We start from the raw sequence: 18577 nt of genomic DNA on the forward strand, positions 1-18577 counted from the left end.
GAGAGTCAGTTCGAGCCGCTCGGGATCGAGTGATCCACGACCAGCGTCTTCAGCGGCGCATCCGACGTCGCCGCGTCGGGCGGGATGTTCTGGCCCTTCATCAGGGCGGACTTCACCGCCATGAAATCCACGGGGGAGTTCACGCAGTCGGCGCCGAGCAGCGTGTCGCCGCGGTAGTACATCACCGAGAACTTCGGGGCATCCTGATCGCCGCGGATCACGACACGGTCGTGCCCGACGTTGAGCCCCGCCATCTGCAGACGCAGGTCGCCCTGGTTCGACCAGAACCAGGGGACCGCCTGATACGGCTGGGGCGCGCCAAGGATCGTCGCCGCCGCCGTGCGGGCCTGCTCGATCGCGTTGTTGACGCTCTCGAGCCGCACGCGCGCCATCGCCGACCGCACGCGGTCGTAGGGGTTGGGCGCATTGGCGACATCGCCGATCGCGAGGGTGCGTCCGTCCGAGGCCACCATGAACTCGTCGACGACGATGCCGTTGTCGATCCCCAGGCCCAGCTGCGCGGCGAGGTCGGTGCGCGGCACGACGCCGATGCCGACGACCACGACATCGGCGGGAAGGATCCTGCCGTCAGCCAGCTCGACACCGCTGACGTGGCCGTCGCGCTCGTGGAAACGCACCAGGCGCGCGTCCACCTCGATGGTCATCCCGCGGCTGCGGTGAGCGTCGAGGAACCAGGAACTGGTCTCCTCGCCGACCGCCCGGCCGATGATGCGGGGCGCGGCTTCGAGCACCGTGACGCTCTTCCCGTGCTTGAGGGCGCTCGCGGCCACTTCGAGGCCGATGAATCCGCCGCCGATGACGATGACGTCCTGCGCCGTCTCCAGCGCCGCGCGCACGCGGTCCGCGTCATCCGCGTCGCGCAGCGTCAGGACTCCGTCGAGTTCGGCGCCCGGGAGCACGAGCTCCCGCGACTGCGCGCCGACGGCGATCACCAGGCGCTCGTACGGGTGCTCCGTACCGTCCTCCGTGACGACGACTCCGCCATCGCCCACGCGGCGGACCTCGACCGCGGCGGAGCCGAGGGCGAGGGTGATGCCGTGCGTCTCGTAGTAGTCGCGCTGCCGGAAGCGCAGCCCCTGCGCCTCGACGGTTCCCGCGAGGAAGTCCTTGGACAGCGGCGGTCGCTGGTAGGGCTCATGATGCGCACCGTCGATCAAGGTGATCGACTCCGTGTATCCCGCGTCGCGCAGGCTCGCGGCGACCTGGACTCCGGCCTGCGAGGCCCCGACGATGACTGTGCCGTGCCCCATGGTCACATCTGCGTCTCAGGAGTCGTCACGCGGACAACGGCCCCGTCGGGCAGGACCAGCTGGCATGACAGCCGCGAGCACTCCTCGCGGTCGACCGCGGTCGTGTCGAGCATCTCGTCCTCGAGCTCGGTGAGCGGCTCGAAGAGACCGCTGCTGGCCTCGTCGACGAACACGTGGCACGTGGAGCACGACATCGACCCGCCGCATTCGGCCACGATGGTGGACAGCCCGTTTCGCGTGGCGACCTCCATGACGGAATCGCCTGCGTCGCCCTCGAAAGTCACTTCCTCACCAGAGGCCGAGACATAGGTCACCTGTGCGGACATGGTGACGTTCCTTTCCTTCGGAAGCTGTTCGTTGCGCGAGCAGCTGTTCAAACTCCACGGATCACGATCGGGTCCAGCGCCGTTCCCGCGGCATAGACGTCGTTGAAGTACGGCACGGCTTCGGCGGTGAGGGTCGCGCTGATCTCGATCCCGCCGCCCTGAGCGGGCCGCGGCGCGGACAGGGCCGCCACGGGAAGGCGCGTATCGCCGACCGCCCCGACGAACAGCGTGGCGCCGTTCTCGTCGGCGACGAGCTCCGGCTCCGCGATGCGCAGCTGGAGCGCGCCGCCGTGCGCCCGGAAGCGCACGTCGCCCGCGAACCGGATGCGCCCCATCCCCGTGCGCGGATCGAACTGCGTCGAATCGCGCACGGGGAAGAGGAACCCCTCAGGGGTGTCCACGGCGCCGTCGGTCACCGACATCACGCCGTCGGGCATGCCTGCGACATACCGGATGAAGCTCGCCTTGATCCCCCAACGCAGGCCGCGCACGGGCGCCTCCTGGGAAGGTGGGGTCGCCATGGTCAGTCCCGTTCGAAGTCGCTCAGCGACTCGTCCTCGTAGACCTTCACGCCGGGCGTGAACGTGGCCGGGACCCGGAGGTAGCCCGTGTTCACGCCCTGAGCGGCGTAGCGCTCGGTGTGCGCGGTGTCGACCTTGTAGTCGGGCATGCGCGTGATGATCTTCTGCAGGATCGAGCGCGCCATCGGCCGCGCGAGGTGCGAACCGGCGCACCGGTGGCTGCCGACGCCGAAGGCCAGGTGACGGTTCGGGGAGCGCGTGATGTCGACCTCGTCGGGGGTGTCGCCCGCGTCGGCTCCGTCGCGGTTCGCCGAGGCCCAGGACAGCAGCGCGCGATCGCCGCGCTTCATGCTCACTCCGTGGAAGTCGACGTCTCGCGTGATCGTGCGGGAAAGCGCCTGGGTGGGGCTGAAGACCCGGAGGAACTCCTCCACGGCGTTCTGCATGCGCTCCGGGTTCTCGCGGAGCTCCGCGCGGATCTCGGGGTTCTCCGAGAGCCACACCAGCGCCTGGCCCGAGAGGGCTGCGGTGGTGCCCACGCCACCCGAGATGAGGAGCTCGATCATCGCGAAGGCCTCTTCATCGGTGAGCGGCCGGCCGTCGATCTCCTGCGTCACGATGAAGCTGATCGCGTCATCCTGCGGGTCGAGGCGACGCTCAGCGATGACGTCTTCGATCTGCTTGGTCAGGTACGGAAGCTCGACCTCGACGGCCTGCTTGTACCCCTCGCTGCCGACGGGCTCCGCCAGCACGGCCCGGTGGAACGCCGCGTGGCGCCGCCAGTCCTTCGTCGGCATGCCGAGCCACGTGATCGTGACGAGAGCGGGCACGCCGGTCAGCGTGGAGAAGTCCGCTTCACCGGACTCGATGAGCTCGTCGATGAACATGTCGACGTACTTGTCGATCATCGGCAAGAGCTTTGCAACCTGCTTGGGGGTGATCAGCTTGTTCATGATCGACCGGTACTTCTGCGACTCCGGCGGATCGAGCTCGATCGGAAGGTGGATGTGCATGGGCTTCTGGGGCAGGGTGATCGACTGCCCCGTGATGCCGAACTCCTCCAGGCGCGCGGAGCTGAAGAGGTCGTCATCGCGCGCGGCGTCGAAGACGGCGTCGTAGCCGCTCAGCACCCAGTACCCGCCCCACGCCTCGGTCCAGGCGACGGGCGCCTGCTCGCGCAGGTGGCGGTAACTGGCGACAGTATCCGCACTGTGTTCTTTCGAGTTGTGGTCGAATTCGACCACAGGCCCGCGAACCGGTCCGCTCATCGGTGTATCTCCACTTCTTCGTGTTGACGGGAACTAGCTGTGGTCCCTACCAGATTGTATCTAGCATAACATTTATCATAGTATTTCAAGACCACGGGGCCCGGGCATCGATGCGCGGGCCAGCCAACCCCAAAGGTGAGGAGCATGGCATGGACGTAAGTGTTGACCAGAAGGTATGTCAGGGTCACGGCGTGTGCCTGATGATGGCACCGGACTTGTTCGAGATCAGCGACGAGACCGGCCTCGCTTACGTGAAGAAGCAGCCGCAGACGGAGGAAGAGCGCGAGGCAGCGCGAGCAGCGCAGGGCAACTGCCCCGAACGCGCGATCCGCATCGGCGGCGAGTGATGTCCCGGGGGCCGGCCGAGCAGACCTCGCTCTTCGAGCCCCTGCGCATCGGCCCTCTCACCTTGCGCTCGCGCGTCGTGATGCCGCCCCACTCCTCCGCGATCGGAAACCTGTGGGGCAAGGAAGAAGAGGCCGAGAAGGCGCTGGCCTACCTGCGCCGACGCGCGCAGGGTGAGATCGCCTGGGCGACGATGCCCGGACGTGTCAGCAACATCCTTCCCACGGGTTTCGAGCCGCAGGGGCTCAGCGCCGTGACGACCACGCCCTTCCGCTTCGAGAACTACGTCGAGCGCACGGGCCGCTTCGTGGACGTCATGCACGAGGCCGGTTCTCTCGCCGCGACCCAGCTGACACTGAACGGCGGCTACCCGCACGCCCCGTCCGCCCGCTTCGGCCAGAAGCTGAACGCGCTCGCGCCGCACGTGCTGTCGACCACCGAGATCGACCGCTTCGTGGATGAGTACGCGCACTCGTCGGCGCAGGCCTTCCGTGCGGGGATCGACGTCCTCGAACTGCACATGAACCATGAAGACCTCACGATGCAGTTCGCCTCGGCCCAGGTCAACGGACGCACGGACGAGTACGGGGGGAGCTTCGAGAACCGGCTGCGGTTCCCGTTGCGGATCCTTCGCGCCGCGCGCGCGGCCCTCGGGGCCGAGCGCGCCCTCGGCGTGCGGTTCAACGGCGAGGACGGCATGTTCTTCAGCCGTGAAGAGGGCATCGAGATCGCTCAGCACCTCGTCGCGACCGGACTCATCGACTACGTCCACATCGTGCACGGCAACACCTGGGGCAACCCCAGCTACATCCAGCCCCACTTCTATGAGGAGGGCGCCTGGTCTCACATCGCCCGCGACTATCGCGAGGCGCTCTCGGTGCCCGTGCTGTACACGGGACTCATCTCCTCTGCGCAGCGCGCGGCGGAGATCGTCGCTGCGGGAGACGCGGATGCCGTGGGCATGGCGCGCGCGCATCTGGCCGATCCGGATGTGCTCGTCCATGCCAAGAACGGCACCTCGTCACTCACGCGGCCGTGCGTCGGCGTGAACGACTGCATCAACCGCAGATACACCGACGGCCTGCCCTTCGCCTGTGGCGTCAATCCGCACGCGGGCGACGAGGGCGTGCACGAGTGGCATCACGGCCGCTCGGCCCCGGCGACCCCCGTGACAGTGGTCGGCGGCGGTCCCGGCGGCATGGAGATCGCCGCGCTCCTCGCGGAGGCGGGGGCGAAGGTCACGCTCTTCGAGGCGGGCCCCACGCTCGGCGGCCAGCTCGCCGTCGCCGCGCATGCGCCGTCCTGGTCGCGCTATGACGGCTACCTCCGCTGGCAGCACGATCGACTGCGCCGGCTCGGCGTGGACATCCGCATGCGGAGCCGCTTCACCGAGGCCGATCTCGCTGCGATCGCCGACGGGTCGCATGTCGTCTTCGCGACAGGATCGAGCGACAACCGGACAGAGCTCGACGGCTCGACGCTCCCCCACGTGCACACGGCGTCCGAGGTGCTCACCGGCACCGCGACGCCGAGAGGAAACGTCGTGCTCATCGCGCACGAGGACCATCTGCAGCCTTTCGCCGTCGCGGAGAAGCTCGCGGTGGACGGGGCGACGGTCACGATGTTCTACCAGTCGCCCGCGCCGGGGCAGCTGCTCGGCCGCTACAGCATCGGCGCCGTGCTCGGCCGGATGGACGCGCTCGGCGTGCGCGTGGAGATCATGACCGAGGTCACCGGCATCGATCCCACCGGCGTGGACGCGCGCAACATCTTCTCGGGCAGGACGCACCGTATCGACGACGTCGACCACGTCGTCGTCGCGGCGGGAGGCGTCAGCGACGCCGCCCTGTGGCAGCAGGCCGTCGCCGAGGGTCGCGTGCGCGCGCACATCGTCGGCGACGCGTATGCCCAGCGCCGGCTCGTCAACGCCACACGCCAGGCTCTGGCCGTCGCGAAGGAGATCTGTCCGCGCACCGTGTGAACCGACGAGAGAGGGGGCAGGGAGATCACTCCCTGCCCCCTCTCTCGTCGCCGCTACTGCGGCGTGTGCTCGTCGAAGATGCCCTCGCCGAGGAGCACGTGCAGCGCGTGGATGTCGACTTCTCCGGCCAGGCCGGTCCACGTCGTCGCGCCGCGGCTCATGACGGACACGTCGTCTGCGATCCGCAGGCTCGCGTTGGCATTCTGCTCCACCATCAGCACGGCGACACCCGAGTCGGCGATCTCGCGCACGCTGCGCATGACGGTGTGGACCATCGTGGGCGCGAGGCCCATCGACGGCTCATCCATCAGAATCACGCGCGGTCGTGACATGAGAGCGCGCCCGAAAGCGAGCATCTGCTGCTCACCTCCACTCAGCAGCCCTGCCACACCGTGGCGTCGCTCCGAGAGGATCGGGAACCGCTCGTACACGGTGTCGAGGATCTCCGCCGCTTCTCGCTTAGGAGTGAGGTACCCACCGAGCCGGAGGTTCTCTTCGACTGTCAGGGGCGCGAAGATCTTGCGCCCCTCCGGGACGAGCGTGACTCCACGCCGCACAACGGCGTTCGCCGGGCGTCCGAGGAGCTCATCCCCGTCGAGGGACACCGAGCCTTCCGCCTGGCGAAGGAAGCCGGCCGCCGCACGAAGCGTGGTGGACTTTCCCGCGCCGTTCGCGCCGAGGACAAGCGACACGCGCCCGGGGGCCGCATGAAGCGATACCCCTCGCACCGCGCGCACCGCTCCATAGCTCACCTGAAGATCACGAATCTCAAGCATCGGCGCTTCCTCCCATGTACGATCTCCGGACTTCGGCGTCCTCGACCACCGACTGCGGAGGCCCCTCGGCGATCAGCTTGCCCATGTTCATCGCGAACAGGTAGTCGCACGTGTCGACCATCATCTGCACGTCATGCTCGACGAGGAACTGCGTGATCCCCTCGCCCTTCAACGCCAGCATCAGCTCGCTCACCTCATCGCGCTCCGGCCCGTTCATCCCGGCCGTGGGCTCATCCAGGAGGAGGAGCCGGGGCTGACTCACGATGGCGCGCGCAATCTCGACGCGTCGCTGGATCCCATAGGACAGGGCATCCGGATAGACCTCGGCCACTTCGTCGAGGGCGAGACGAGTGAGGACATCAGTGACGCGCTGCTCGATGACGGAGCGCGACGCCTTGCCGACCGCGTCGTGACCCAGTCGGATGTTGTCCCGAACGGTCCGGTCCTCGAGCAGGCGGACCGTCTGGAAGCTGCGCGCGATGCCGAGATGCGGGATCTTGTACGCAGGCTGGCGGTCGAACGGCACACCGTCGAAGCGCAACGACCCCCTCGTCAAGGGCACGAGCCTGCTGATCGCTCCGAACAGCGTCGACTTCCCCGACCCGTTCGCGCCGATGATCCCGTAGATCAGCCCCGGCCGCAGACGCATGGTCACGCCGTCGACGGCCTTCACGCCACCGAAGTGAACAGCGACGTCGTCGATCTCGATCAATGGAGCCTGGTCGACCTCGGAGGCCTGAGCGGCGGCGTTCTCGACAGAGTTCATGAGGGGCCTTCCGTCTTGGCGCGATGCGCTGATGCTTCCCCGGAGACCGCCCGGATGGACGGGATCGCCGACGTCTCGACTGTGGACGGCCGCCCGCGCATCCGGGACTTCCGAATCCAGGACTTGATCACCCCGAGGACGCCATCAGGCAGGAAGACTGCGGCCAGTGCGACGAGGAAGCCGTAGATGACACCCTCCCACTCGCTCACGAAGCCGAGCCACGTCGGGAGCCACACGAAGACCACCGAGCCGATGGCCACACCGACCCATGATCCCCACCCGCCGACCACGATGACGGTGAGTGCCAGGACGATCATGTGGAAGTTGATGTCCGTGGGAGCGATCGTCGTGCGACTGAGCGTCATGAGCGCTCCCGTGAGGCCTCCTACCGCGCCGGATGCGAGGAAGGCGAGGAGTCGAAAGCGCGAGGAGTTGATCCCCATCGCAGCGGCCAGGGCCGGGTCCTCACGGACCGCGTCCGCGCGACGGCCGCGACGGCCGGTCTCGAAGTACGCGACGACAGCGATGACCGCAACGGTGATGAGCGCAATCTGCGGCAGCTCAATGTCGCCGACTGCTCCGTACAGTCCTGCCGCGCCGCCGGTGAGAGTCCCGCCGTTGACGACGATCACCGCAATGATGAGGGTGAACGCGAGGGTCGCCATACCGAGGTACAGGCCATTCAGCCTGCGCACGAGGAGACCGAGCACGTACGTGCTTGCGGCGGCGACGATGACGCCCAGGGCAATGGCTGGGTAGGTCGGCCATCCGAGATGAATCATCGCGATGGCTGCGGTGTAACCGCCGATACCGAACGCACCGAAGCCCGCGAAGGAGAACATTCCTGCACGCATGGGGATCTGCAGGCTGAGAGCCAGCAGTGCCGTGGTGAAGGTCGTCTGGATGAGGACAATGTTGGCAAGGAACCAGTTCATGTTCGGCGCACTTCCTTTCGCCCGAAGAGCCCCTGTGGTCGCAGCAGCAGAATCACGAAGATGAGGCCGAAGGCCGCGGCATCCACCCAGGATCCCTGTCCGGTCACGGTCATGATGGTCTCCGCACCGGCGAGCACATACGCACCCAGAATCACGCCGCCCATGGATCCGAGGCCACCCAGCACGATGATCGCGAATGCCTTGATCAGCAGTGTGTCGCCCGATTCGGGAGAGATGGCCGAAAGATAGAAGGTGAGGAGGCCGCCGGCGAGTCCGGCCAGCGCGCCTGCCACGGCCATCGTGCCCAGCCCGAGAAGGTCGCGGTTGACGCCCATTCCCTGCGCGGTCTCAGCGTCGGTGCCGATCCCGCGGAGGGCGAGGCCCTGCTTGGAGCGACGGAGCCAGATCGTCACCCCGATGCCGATGGCCAGGCCGACGACGATGATGATGAGGCCGGTCGAGCTGACCCGCAATCCCGCGATCTCGATGACGGTCGCCTCGTACGAACTGCGGATGCCGAAGGGGGCGTTGACGGTCACCTTCTCCGCGATCGCCAGCGGAATCGCCGAGACGCCTATACCACCGATGATGACCCGCAGCTCTGCCTGGTGGTGCGATCGCGATCTCTTCACGATCGGCTGGAAGACGAGCAGCTGCGTCAGCACCGAGATGACGGCGCCGATGAGGACGGCAAGCAGGAGCGCCCCAAGCATGGGCAAAACGACCAGTTTGGACACGAGATGCACAACGAGCGCTGAGAACATGAACGTCGACCCGTAGGCGAAGTTCAGGACTCCGATGGTCCCCCAGGGCAATGCCATACCCAGGGCGAACAACAGGTAGATGGAACCCAGCGTCGCGGCGTTGAGGAGCTCCTGCATGCCACTATCTCCTTACTCGACCAGCGACTCTTCGCCGTTGGCCCAGGTGACGACCGTGCCCTCGACACGCACGTCATGGCCGTCGACGAAGGTCAGACCGCTACGTCCCTGAGCCGCGGCGAATCCCGCGTTCCCGACGGCGACGAGGCCTTCCTGGATGCCCTCGCGGGTCGAGCAGCCCGTCTCCTTGATGCCGTGGGCGATCCACCAGATCGCGTCATAGCCCTCGGCGTTGTAGGTGTTGGGCAGACGGCCGTCGTACGCGGAGCCGAACAGCTTCACGAAGTTCTTCGCGTCCTCGTCTTCCATGGCGGGCGTGAAGGCGACGGGGTACACGATGCCCTCGACCGCGGCACCGCCGTCGGCGACCATTCCGCCGGCCTGCGAAGGCGTGCCGACGATCTGTCCCTTGTAGCCGGCGTCACGAAGCTGGTTCATGAAGGTGATCGAAGGCGCGGGCAGGATGAGCATGATCACGGCGTCAGGGTTCTCGTTGGCGATGACCTGCGCCTGGTTGGTGTAATCCTGCGTCGTCGACTGCACCTCCTGCGAGGAGAGGATCTCCAGCCCGAGCTCGTTGGCCAGCTCCGGAATCTGAGTCTTGCCCATCTCCGCAAAAGTGGGGAACGTGCCGTTGTAGATCACAGAGACGGTCTTGTAGCCGTTGTCTGCGACCCACTCCACCACCGAGTTGTAGTAGGTCCCCGTGGGCGGGGTCGCGCGGAAGGTCCAGTCGTTGATGACGACACCTTCAGAGCCCGCCTGCGTGAAGATGGTCGGGACCTGAGCCTTGCCGACGGCCGGCGCGACAGCGATGGCCGACTGGCTGCTCGCCGGGCCGATGACGGCCATGACGTCAGGGTTGTTGAGCATCTTCGTCGTCTCGGCGCTGGCGCGGTCCGTCTCGCTGGCCGTGTCAGCGACCTCGATGGAGAGCGTCACTCCGTCGCCGAGGTAACCCGTCTCGTTGATCTCTTCGATCGCGGTCTCGGCACCCTCCAGCACGCCGACGCCGGCGAAGAAGGAGCCGCCAGACTGCTCGTTCACCATGCCGATGACGATGTCATCCGCAATGGCACAGGTGGTATCGACGTCCCCGTCGGCTGCGGGCGCATCCGCAGCACCGCATGCGGTCAGCGCGAACGCGCCGAGGGCGATGACGGATGCTGCACCGATGGTCTTCGTCAAGAGCTTTCTTGCCGTGAGCATAAGAATCCCTTCGCTGTGTCGCCCGTGATCATCATTAATCTCGGGCGGTGGGTCTTCGACGATGAAGACCGTGGCTAATCATACATATGGTGATCACTGATATGTCAACGGGCCGAAAATGGCCCTCATTCCAGCGCGAGAAGCTCCCGAGGAGTCGCAGCCGCCACCTGGCGCAACACCGCCTCAGGCACGCCGAGCTCCCAGAGTTGACTCACATAGCTCTGCAGCCCGGCTGCCGGGTGCGGGAGGTGCTGGGTCCAGCCGAAGTCACTGGAGAGCACGACCTGCGTGTGGGGGAGGACGGCGAGTGCTTCGGCGACCTGCGTTGCTTTCGCGGGGTTCCCCGCACAGGTGTGCGCGGCGAACTCGATGAACATCCCCCGTTGCGCCAGCTCCACGCACTGCGATTTCGTGAGCTCGGGACCGGCGCCGTTTCCGTGCATCGCATGGGTGGCGACGACCTTGCCTCTTCCCGCCATGGCGTTCGCCACCGCGAAATGCTCGTCGGCAGTGATGTGTCCGGTGGCGAGGACAGCGTCGTACTCGATCACGAGGTCCACGATCGCCGCGACGTCCGGGAGGAGCACACCGCCCTGGTCTGCAACGGCGAACCTCTCGGATGTGCCGAACAGCTGCTCCGTGCGCCGGCTGGTGAGGGCAGAGACCGTGGGCAACCAGACCACGCGCGCGCCCGCGCGAAGCGCCACTTCGACCGCGAAGGGATTGATCCCGCCGACCGGATGATCCAGTGTGATGCCGCCAAAGATCTCGATCCCGGGCACAGCATCAGCCGCCAACTGCGCGGCGAGCACGGAGGGGAACTCGTGCGGCTTCAAGACGATGGCGCCCATCCCGTGCTCCCGGGCCTCGCCGGCGGCCTGAATCGGGTCGACCGAGTGTCGCGAGCCCGAGATGATGTCCAGCATCGGTTCGGGTCCGTAGTGAACGTGCATGTCGATCGCGCCCTCGATCAGGACGTGGTGACCCCGCAGTTCCCTGCGTGCGCTGCTCATGTTTCATCCACCGTCTTCACGAGACTCATTCGGCGGTCATGCCGCCGTCGGCGAGGATCGATTGGCCGGTGATGAAAGAAGCGTCGTCGGAGGCGAGGAAGGCGACCAATGCGGCGATCTCCTCGGGCCGTCCACGCCTGCCCATGGGGATGTCGAGCGGCTTGCTCCCGCCCGCAGCCGCACTCGCGCCGTGCGGGGTGATCGTCGTCGTGTTCTGCCACAGGTTCGTCTCCACCGGCCCCGGGCACGCGCTGTTGACTCGGATGTGACGGGCGGCATATTCCACTGCGAGCGTTTGGGTGAGCATCCGGATCGCCCCCTTGGACGCACGATACGCCGCTCGCCCGCCTCCGCCCGAGGCGATGAAGGACGACGTCGATCCACAGAAGACGATCGCGCCGCCCCCGAGCTCCATCATCGACGGAAGGCATGCCTGGGCAGCGAAGAAGCTGCCGTTGAGGTTGATGTCGAGCACGCCCTGCCACTCGTCCGCCGACAGATCGTGGCTCGGCACCGGGTGAGCCGCCACTCCTGCTGCCGTGAAGAGCACAGACGGGCGCCCGAGGGCTTGTGAGAGCGCCGCGACCGCGTCGCGCGTCTGGTCCAGCGATCGGACGTCCACGCCCCCCGCGACCGCGGCCTTCCCGCCGCCATCCTCGATCTCCCGCGCTACCGCGCGGGCGCTGTCTCCGTTCAGGTCCACCAGCCCGACCGCCGCGCCTTCGGCCGCCAGCCGCTTGGCCGCCGCCGCACCGATCCCCGAGCCCGCTCCGGTGATGATCGCCGTGCGATCACGCAGGCGTGTCGTGAAATCCATCCGGTTCCCTTCCTCCCCCTGCTCAGCAGGATCGACCTCGTGACCGTCGCGGGTCACCTTGCGATGTACGGCAGCACCTCATCGCGGAACATCCGCAGCGTCTCGAGCATGCGCTCGTGCGGGAAGTCGTACCACTGCATGCGGAGCACGACATCCGTGACGCCGATCTCCTCGAGCGCGCGCAGGTGCTCGATCGCCCCGGCGGGATCGGTGAAGATGTAGGCGTCGCGCGCCTTCTGCTCCGCGGCCTGCGCGTTGGACAGCTGCGCGTAGTCGGGTGTCGTGTCGGGCGCGTTGTAGGCGCCGTACTCGGCGGTGAGTCGGGTACGCGCGGCGGTGCCCTCCTCCAGCGCGCGATCGCGGTCCGCGTGCAGGACGAGTTCGCGGCGCACCATGAACCGGTCCTGCGTCTGGGCACCCAGATCGGCGCGTGCCGCACGGTAGAGCCGGATCGCTCGCTCGAGCCGGTCCCCCGTGACGTGCGGAGGAACGATCCACGCATCGCCGAGCCGCGCCGCCCGTTCGATGCCGACCCGATGGGCGCCCGCACCGATGAAGATGGGGATGCCGCCCTCGCGGACCGGGGGCAGGCTGATCCGCTCGTCCTCGATGCGGAAGTGCGTGCCGGCATACGTCACCCGCTCGCCCGACCACAGCCTGCGGATGATCTCGATCGACTCGGTGTAGCGGCCGATGCGCTCCTCCATCGGGACGCCGAACGCCGCGAACTCGTTCTCGCGGTATCCCATCCCGAACCCTGCGAGAGCGCGCCCCCCGGACAGGGCGTCCAAAGTGGCGAACTCCTCGGCGACACCCACGGGGTGCCGAAGCGGCAGGATGTACATGTTCGTCCCGAGCCCCAGATCACCCGAGACATCGACGATCGACGACAGCGCCTGAAGCGGCTGCAGGGTCGGCATGGTGCCCAGGTAGTGCTGCAGCACCCACAGCGATTCGACGCCGCTCTTCGATGCCTCCTGCGCCTGCTCGCGCATCTGCGCGACGCGCAGGGCGATGTCGGCATCCCGCGGGAAGTCGTTCTGCAGGGCGAGTCCGAACCTGAGTGCCATGTGCTTCTCCTCTGTACGACGGTCAGTTCCGTGCAGCCGCGGCGTCGATGTCGTCGCCGCGGACGAGCGCGTCGACGACGACCGCCCCCTCCCCCGGCGCTCCGACGATGACGGGGTTGAGATCCAGTTCACTCAGCTGCGGACACCGGGCGGCGATCTGCGACACGCGCACCAGGAGCCCGACGAGCGCATCCACGTCTCCGCGACGCCCACGGAAGCCCTCGAGCAGTCGCGTCACCCGCAGCCGTCCGAGCGCGGTGCGGACATCCGCCTCCGTGGCGGGGCACGCGATGAAGGTCTTGTCGTCGAGCAGTTCGGCGAGCACGCCGCCCGCGCCCACCAGCATGACCGGCCCGAACGAGGGGTCGCGCGTGACGCCGACGATGAACTCGACGCCGCTGTACTGCCGGGCCACGAGGAGGCCGTCCAGATCCACACCGTGCTCACGCGCCGCGGCGCGGATCCCGTCCGCGGCCAGGACGAGACCGCGATCGTCGCGGATGCCGGTCGCGACCAGTCCGTACTCGGATTTGTGCGCGACGCCCGGTGCGACGCCCTTGAGGACGACGGGATACCCCACGGGCGAGACCGTCGCGTCAAGCGGCACGACACACTCGTCGCTGACGGGGATCCCGAGGCCCGCGAGCCAGGCCTTGGCCTTCGCCTCGTCCCGCATCGCGTCGGCGTCCCACTGCACCGCCTCCCCCGGCTCACCGGCTTCGGCCGAGGCGTCGGCCGATCCGCTCGTGCCGGCGACCACGAGCGCCCGGATCGCCCGGGCCGCATCATCGAAGAAGAGGACGCCTTCGTCGCGGAGCATCTGCTCCCGCCACTCGGTGAGGCCCCGCGAGGACCACGCGGTCAGGACGACCGGGACCGCTGAACCGCGCATCGCCTTCACGATCGGGGGCATCAGTCGCCGAGAATCGAACTCTCCCCACGTGGGAAGCGCGACGACGATGAGGTCGAACTCCGCCGAGCGCTCCAGGGCGCCGAAGACGCGACCGAGCATCTCGTCGTCGCCGATGACCTGGCCCGTGAGATCGAGCGGGTTGCCCGGCGTCCCGAACCTCATGATGTCCGCGAGCCCGGCGACGAGCCCCTCGGACAGGTCGGGCATCGTCAGGCCCGCCCCCTCCGCGAGATCGGCGACATAGCCGCACTCGCCGCCGGAGGGTGAGACGACCAGGACCCGGTCCCCGCCGACGGCGCCGAGGTGCTGGCGCACGCGCGCCGCGTCGACGAGATCATCGAGGGTGTCCACGACGATCACGCCCATCGCACCGACGAGATCACGGAAGACCGCGAATTCGCCCGCCATCGCGCCCGTGTGGCTCTGCGCGCTGCGCATGCCCGCCTGCGAGCGGCCGGCTTTGACGCACAGGATGGTCTTCCCCGCCGCGCGCACGCGCGCAACGGCCCGCCGGAATCGGGGGACGTCGCGCAGCTGCTCGACGTAGAGGAGGACGGTCGACGTCGCGGCATCGTCGGCGAGCGCGTCGAGCACGTCCGCGACATCCACATCCGCCTCGTTGCCGAGGCTCAGCATCGCGCGGATGCCGACGCCATCGCCCTGCGCGCGGTTGAACAGATTCGTCGCCATGCCGCCGGACTGACTCACGATCGTGACGTCTCCCGGCGACTGCTGGACGGTGATGTTGAGCGTCGTCACCGAGACGGCGTTGTCGAGGACCGACAGCACGCCGATGCAGTTGGGACCGATGACGCGCATCCCGGCGGACCAGGCGAGGTCGCGAATCCGGCGCTGCGCATCCTCCCCGGCGTCGCCTTCCTCGGCGAAGCCGGATGCGTTGACGACGACGTTGCGCACACCCGCAGCGGCGCACTCGCCGATGATCTCCTCGACCTTGTCTGCACCGACGAGGATGTAGGCGAGGTCCACCCGCTCGGGCACATCCACGATCGACCGGTAGCTCGCGAGGCCTCGCACGTCGCCCTCGCGCCGCGTGACGGGATAGATCGCGCCGTCGTAGCCGGTGCGAAGCAGGTTCGCGATCGGCCTCCCGTTGTGCCGGCCTTCATCCGCCGAAGCGCCGATCACCGCGATCGAACGCGGCGCGAGCAGCGATCCGAGATCCAATGCCGGACGTCGTCCCTCTGCCGCGTTCACGGTGCCTCCTTGCTCCGAAAATCGATCGAGTCGATATATATGATCATCATCATAAACTATTTGCGCCTCAGGGCGACGATCACCAGAACCCCGAGCAGAGCGGATGCCGCAAGTCCGGGCACGGCGAAGTTCAGCACGACACCCGCGGGGTCGGGGAACACCTGGCCCTGCGAGTACGACGCGATGATGGCGCCCGAGAGTGCCGCACCCACGGAGCCCCCCACCGTGCGCAGCAGCTGATTGAAGCTCATGGCGCTGCCGAAGTCCGTCGCCTTGACGTGGCGGCCGATGAGCAGCGGCATCACGCCGTAGGCGATCCCCATCCCCAGACCTGCCACGAGCATGCCGAGGTAGAAGGTCACGGACCAGCCGTGCGCGAACACGAGGAGCCCGCTTGCCAGGGCGGCACCGGCAACTCCCGCCGCGAGCGCCCAGACGACAGGACGCCCCTCGGTGCCGATCCGCACGGACAGCTTGCCCACCGCGATGCTGGAGACGTAGGCCCCGAGCGTGAGCGGCAGCATGATCCACCCCGCCTGGGCGACGGTCCAGGCGTACCCGTACCCCGTCGAATGCGGCGCCTGACCGACGATTCCGCTGCCGGAGGCGACCATGTAGACCGTCATGCCGAACACGAGCGTGACGAGATTGGCCAGCAGGACGCCCGCCCCCAGCGATCCGCGCAGATCGATGACGGGATGCGGGACGCGCAGCGCCTGCCACACCCAGCACGCCAGGGCGAGCACCCCCACCGCGAGCGCCACCAGGCCGATCGGCGCGAGCCAGCCCAGGGTGGGCCCCTCCGCGATGTAGAAGAGGACGCCGCAGAGCCCGCCGCCCAGCAGCACGGCACCCAGATAGTCGAAGCGATGCCGCACCGGCTCGACGACGGTGCGCAAGGGCACGATCGCGGGGGAGACGGCGACGAGCGCCAGCAGTATGTAGCCCGCACCGAACCAGAAGGCGGTCGAGAAGGAGCCCACCTCGGCGAGCAGACCCGTGATCGGGTAGCCGAGCCCCGTCCCCACGGCACCCGAGACCGCCAGGCCCGCCAGGGCGCTGCGCAGCACGCGGGGCTCGCTCACCGAGCGGCGCGCGAGGGCGGCGGCGACGGGGAACAGCGCATAGGAGGGTCCTTGGAGGATCCGCCCGAGAAGGAACACCGCAAAGTTCGGGGCGAGGGCGCACACGACCGAGCCGATGCCGATCGAGAGGATCGCCAGCATCATGACGCGGCGCGGACGCCCCCCGTCGCTGAGTCGCCCGAGGATGGGGGTCGCCACGACGCCGGCGATGAGATTCGCCGTGAGCATCCACTGCGCCGTGGCCACCTCGACGTCGTATGCAGCCGCGATCGAGGGAACCAGCAGAATGCCGAGCGAGCTGACGATCCCCGCGCCGAGGGCCGCAAAGGTGATGCCGAATGCGGCGCTGCGATCACTCCCCGTCCGCATCCTCGCCGCTCAGGAAAGCCGCGCGGCGACGTGCTCGCTGGCGACGAGCCCCGTCGTGAACGCGTGGGTCAGGCCGTTGCCGGGCAGGTAGGTGTCCACCCCGGTGCCCGAGATCCCGGCGGCCACTCCGCCGCACGCGTACAGACCGGGGACGACCGCGCCGTCCACCGTCACGACGCGGCAGCCCGTGTCGACGGTCAGGCCGCCCTGCGTGTGGATGACCCCCGCCGAGACCCGAGCTCCGTAGAAGGGCGCGGCGAGCGGGACCCGCGTGGTCGCCTTGCGACCCAGCTCGTCCACGTCCGACCCCGCCGCGGCATTGAACCGGGCCACCTCGTCGGCGACGGCATCCGCGGGCAGGGCGAAGGCGTCCGCCAGTTCCTCCAGCGAGTCGAACCGCCGCACGGCGCCCACCGTCCACGCCTCTTCGTACGCGCCGTTGCGCAGCGCGGCGGAGTGGACGCGGTCGTCGTAGATCTCGACGGCTTCGCTGCCGGGAAGCGGGATCATGAACCGTGAGAAGCCCGAGTTCGTCGTATCCTCCGGGGCGAAGCGGCGCCCATCCGACCCGACGATGATGCTGCCGAGCGCCGGAAGCGCGCCGCCCATGCGCGTGCCGTACTTGGGGTTGAGGTGACTGTGCCCTTCGTATGCCGTCATGTACGCCGTGCCGGCACCCAGCCGCATCCCGATCTCGATGCCGCGCCCGTCGCTGTTCTCCGAGCCCCAGTAGGGAAGCTCTGCGACAGCCTCGCCGATGTATCGGCGCACCATGTCGCGGTTGGCGCCGAATCCGTTCGAGGCGAGGATGACGTGCTCGGCGAGGATCGACTCCGTCGCGTCGTCCTGCGCGAAGGTGACACGCAGCAGATCACCCTCGGGAACGACGTCGAGCACCTCCGCGCCGTCCACAAGGTCGATCAGCTCGTCATCGCGCATGCGTGCGCGCATCTCGCGCACGAGCTCGTCGCCGGTCTCGGACGCCATCGCGTGCATCCGGTAGGTCGAGTGACCCGAGTAGAGCACGCTCGTATCGAGGTGCATCTTCAGCCCCATGCTGTCCACGAGGAAGTGGATGACGTCGGCCGAGCGCCGCGCGACCATCTCGACGATCGCCGCGTCCGCGACCCCCTTGTTCTGGGCCATCAGGTCGGCGTAGTGCCGGGAGGGCGAGTCCTCGATGTCGCTCTCGGCCTGGAATCGTGTCCCCGAGCCCTGAATGAGACCACCCGAGAACTGCGCGTTGCAGCCTACCCGCAGGCTCTTCTCCAGGATGACGGCCGGGTGCCCGGCTGCCGACAGGCTCATCGCCGCGATCATCCCTGCCGCCCCCGCTCCCACGATGACGACGGGGATGACGTCCTCCGAGCTCACTTCCCCTCGTCCCCCTCGCCGGGGTCGGGGAGCGAACCCTTGACGTACGGCTCGCCGAGCGCTGTGAAGAACCACGTGCGGTGCTCTCCGTCGAACAGCTCGCCCGCGCGAGACTCGATCCAGGGCTTGCGCCCGTTCGCGAGCGCATCGGCGCGCTCGGCTCGCTGATAGGCCTGCGCGCGCTTGGCGTCCTCGAGCTTGCCCTCGGGGATCTCGTAGATCGCAAGGTAGCGATATTCCGCGCTCTCGTTCTGGTTCGGGGCGAGTTCGAACCGCTGCGCGGACTCGAGTCCGTCGAGCTTGTTGACGACATCCACGAGGTGGACGTTCGTGTACCAGTCGTTGAACTCTGCGTCGAGTTCCGGCTTCGAGTTCGAGAGCACGACCATGACGTGGGCGGGCATATGAATCCTCCGGGAGTCGTATCGAGTGTGGGAGA

At 67.9% G+C, this 18577-nt stretch carries 18 protein-coding genes; 2 read left to right on the forward strand and 16 right to left on the reverse strand.

The genetic code is table 11. The features are described from left to right. Positions 1-5: 5 nt before the first annotated feature. Genes ACFC3F_RS10285 through ACFC3F_RS10300 form a run of 4 tightly spaced genes read right to left on the reverse strand, consistent with a single transcriptional unit; the run spans position 6 to position 3386 of the window. The gene (locus tag ACFC3F_RS10285; protein ID WP_376129096.1) at positions 6-1271 is read right to left on the reverse strand and encodes an NAD(P)/FAD-dependent oxidoreductase; all 1266 of its coding nucleotides are present in this window, start codon (positions 1269-1271) and stop codon (positions 6-8) included. Positions 1272-1273: 2 nt separating this feature from the next. Beyond that, positions 1274-1597: a 2Fe-2S iron-sulfur cluster-binding protein gene (locus ACFC3F_RS10290; protein WP_376129098.1), complete on the reverse strand. Its 324-nt coding sequence runs from the start codon at positions 1595-1597 to the stop codon at positions 1274-1276. 47 nt (positions 1598-1644) lie between these two features. Next, on the reverse strand, positions 1645-2088 hold the full coding sequence (locus tag ACFC3F_RS10295) for an HtaA domain-containing protein (RefSeq protein WP_376129100.1): 444 nt from the start codon (positions 2086-2088) through the stop codon (positions 1645-1647). 32 nt (positions 2089-2120) lie between these two features. Beyond that, a complete protein-coding gene (locus ACFC3F_RS10300) occupies positions 2121-3386 on the reverse strand; it encodes a cytochrome P450 (protein ID WP_376129102.1) in 1266 nt (421 codons plus the stop codon). A gap of 149 nt (positions 3387-3535) precedes the next feature. On the opposite strand from ACFC3F_RS10300, the gene ACFC3F_RS10305 reads away from it, so the two are divergent. Both ACFC3F_RS10305 and ACFC3F_RS10310 read left to right on the forward strand, forming a co-directional pair. Beyond that, positions 3536-3733 carry a ferredoxin gene (locus tag ACFC3F_RS10305; RefSeq protein ID WP_376129104.1) on the forward strand — a complete coding sequence of 66 codons (198 nt, stop codon included), beginning with the start codon at positions 3536-3538 and terminating at the stop codon, positions 3731-3733. Next, positions 3733-5712 carry an FAD-dependent oxidoreductase gene (locus ACFC3F_RS10310; RefSeq protein WP_376129105.1) on the forward strand — a complete coding sequence of 660 codons (1980 nt, stop codon included), beginning with the start codon at positions 3733-3735 and terminating at the stop codon, positions 5710-5712. The genes ACFC3F_RS10305 and ACFC3F_RS10310 overlap by 1 nt, the downstream gene beginning before the upstream one ends. Positions 5713-5765: 53 nt before the next feature. On the opposite strand, the gene ACFC3F_RS10315 is transcribed toward ACFC3F_RS10310, so the two are convergent. The 12 genes from ACFC3F_RS10315 to ACFC3F_RS10370 all read right to left on the reverse strand — a co-directional run bounded on the left by ACFC3F_RS10315 (position 5766) and on the right by ACFC3F_RS10370 (position 18542). Beyond that, positions 5766-6488, reverse strand: a complete 723-nt coding sequence (locus ACFC3F_RS10315) for an ABC transporter ATP-binding protein (protein WP_376129106.1) — start codon at positions 6486-6488, stop codon at positions 5766-5768. Then, positions 6481-7254: an ABC transporter ATP-binding protein gene (locus tag ACFC3F_RS10320; RefSeq protein WP_376129107.1), complete on the reverse strand. Its 774-nt coding sequence runs from the start codon at positions 7252-7254 to the stop codon at positions 6481-6483. Before ACFC3F_RS10320 ends, ACFC3F_RS10315 begins: the two co-directional genes overlap by 8 nt. After that, positions 7251-8189: a branched-chain amino acid ABC transporter permease gene (locus ACFC3F_RS10325; RefSeq protein ID WP_376129108.1), complete on the reverse strand. Its 939-nt coding sequence runs from the start codon at positions 8187-8189 to the stop codon at positions 7251-7253. Before ACFC3F_RS10325 ends, ACFC3F_RS10320 begins: the two co-directional genes overlap by 4 nt. Continuing rightward, positions 8186-9070 (reverse strand): branched-chain amino acid ABC transporter permease, encoded by an 885-nt coding sequence (locus ACFC3F_RS10330; RefSeq protein ID WP_376129110.1) that lies wholly within the window; start codon positions 9068-9070, stop codon positions 8186-8188. Before ACFC3F_RS10330 ends, ACFC3F_RS10325 begins: the two co-directional genes overlap by 4 nt. Before the next feature lie 12 nt (positions 9071-9082). Then, entirely contained in the window at positions 9083-10258 is a 1176-nt protein-coding gene (locus tag ACFC3F_RS10335; RefSeq protein ID WP_376129111.1) for an ABC transporter substrate-binding protein, read from the reverse strand. A gap of 146 nt (positions 10259-10404) precedes the next feature. Continuing rightward, a complete protein-coding gene (locus ACFC3F_RS10340) occupies positions 10405-11292 on the reverse strand; it encodes a DUF6282 family protein (protein WP_376129112.1) in 888 nt (295 codons plus the stop codon). Between the two features lie 25 nt (positions 11293-11317). Then, positions 11318-12166 carry an SDR family NAD(P)-dependent oxidoreductase gene (locus tag ACFC3F_RS10345; protein WP_376129114.1) on the reverse strand — a complete coding sequence of 283 codons (849 nt, stop codon included), beginning with the start codon at positions 12164-12166 and terminating at the stop codon, positions 11318-11320. Further along, positions 12163-13179 carry an LLM class flavin-dependent oxidoreductase gene (locus ACFC3F_RS10350; RefSeq protein WP_376129116.1) on the reverse strand — a complete coding sequence of 339 codons (1017 nt, stop codon included), beginning with the start codon at positions 13177-13179 and terminating at the stop codon, positions 12163-12165. The genes ACFC3F_RS10345 and ACFC3F_RS10350 overlap by 4 nt, the downstream gene beginning before the upstream one ends. A 22-nt stretch (positions 13180-13201) precedes the next feature. Further along, positions 13202-15310 (reverse strand): acetate--CoA ligase family protein, encoded by a 2109-nt coding sequence (locus ACFC3F_RS10355; protein WP_376129118.1) that lies wholly within the window; start codon positions 15308-15310, stop codon positions 13202-13204. 56 nt (positions 15311-15366) lie between these two features. Further along, entirely contained in the window at positions 15367-16764 is a 1398-nt protein-coding gene (locus ACFC3F_RS10360) for an MFS transporter (protein WP_376129120.1), read from the reverse strand. 9 nt (positions 16765-16773) lie between these two features. After that, positions 16774-18138 (reverse strand): FAD-dependent oxidoreductase, encoded by a 1365-nt coding sequence (locus tag ACFC3F_RS10365; protein WP_376129121.1) that lies wholly within the window; start codon positions 18136-18138, stop codon positions 16774-16776. Then, positions 18135-18542 (reverse strand): hypothetical protein, encoded by a 408-nt coding sequence (locus ACFC3F_RS10370; protein WP_376129123.1) that lies wholly within the window; start codon positions 18540-18542, stop codon positions 18135-18137. Before ACFC3F_RS10370 ends, ACFC3F_RS10365 begins: the two co-directional genes overlap by 4 nt. Positions 18543-18577 lie beyond the last annotated feature (35 nt).

Origin of the sequence: Microbacterium sp. NPDC055910 (assembly GCF_042271185.1) — a bacterium.
GTDB lineage: Bacteria > Actinomycetota > Actinomycetes > Actinomycetales > Microbacteriaceae > Microbacterium.

What these genes read in the sequence shown, in the direction of transcription:
- ACFC3F_RS10360 (WP_376129120.1), bottom strand. Translation starts at nt 16,764, where the DNA reads ATGCGGACGGGGAGTGATCGCAGCGCCGCATTCGGCATCACCTTTGCG.
- ACFC3F_RS10370 (WP_376129123.1), bottom strand. Translation starts at nt 18,542, where the DNA reads ATGCCCGCCCACGTCATGGTCGTGCTCTCGAACTCGAAGCCGGAACTC.
- ACFC3F_RS10350 (WP_376129116.1), bottom strand. Translation starts at nt 13,179, where the DNA reads ATGGCACTCAGGTTCGGACTCGCCCTGCAGAACGACTTCCCGCGGGAT.
- ACFC3F_RS10330 (WP_376129110.1), bottom strand. Translation starts at nt 9,070, where the DNA reads ATGCAGGAGCTCCTCAACGCCGCGACGCTGGGTTCCATCTACCTGTTG.
- ACFC3F_RS10315 (WP_376129106.1), bottom strand. Translation starts at nt 6,488, where the DNA reads ATGCTTGAGATTCGTGATCTTCAGGTGAGCTATGGAGCGGTGCGCGCG.
- ACFC3F_RS10325 (WP_376129108.1), bottom strand. Translation starts at nt 8,189, where the DNA reads ATGAACTGGTTCCTTGCCAACATTGTCCTCATCCAGACGACCTTCACC.
- ACFC3F_RS10285 (WP_376129096.1), bottom strand. Translation starts at nt 1,271, where the DNA reads ATGGGGCACGGCACAGTCATCGTCGGGGCCTCGCAGGCCGGAGTCCAG.
- ACFC3F_RS10300 (WP_376129102.1), bottom strand. Translation starts at nt 3,386, where the DNA reads ATGAGCGGACCGGTTCGCGGGCCTGTGGTCGAATTCGACCACAACTCG.
- ACFC3F_RS10305 (WP_376129104.1), top strand. Translation starts at nt 3,536, where the DNA reads ATGGACGTAAGTGTTGACCAGAAGGTATGTCAGGGTCACGGCGTGTGC.
- ACFC3F_RS10320 (WP_376129107.1), bottom strand. Translation starts at nt 7,254, where the DNA reads ATGAACTCTGTCGAGAACGCCGCCGCTCAGGCCTCCGAGGTCGACCAG.
- ACFC3F_RS10290 (WP_376129098.1), bottom strand. Translation starts at nt 1,597, where the DNA reads ATGTCCGCACAGGTGACCTATGTCTCGGCCTCTGGTGAGGAAGTGACT.
- ACFC3F_RS10340 (WP_376129112.1), bottom strand. Translation starts at nt 11,292, where the DNA reads ATGAGCAGCGCACGCAGGGAACTGCGGGGTCACCACGTCCTGATCGAG.
- ACFC3F_RS10310 (WP_376129105.1), top strand. Translation starts at nt 3,733, where the DNA reads ATGTCCCGGGGGCCGGCCGAGCAGACCTCGCTCTTCGAGCCCCTGCGC.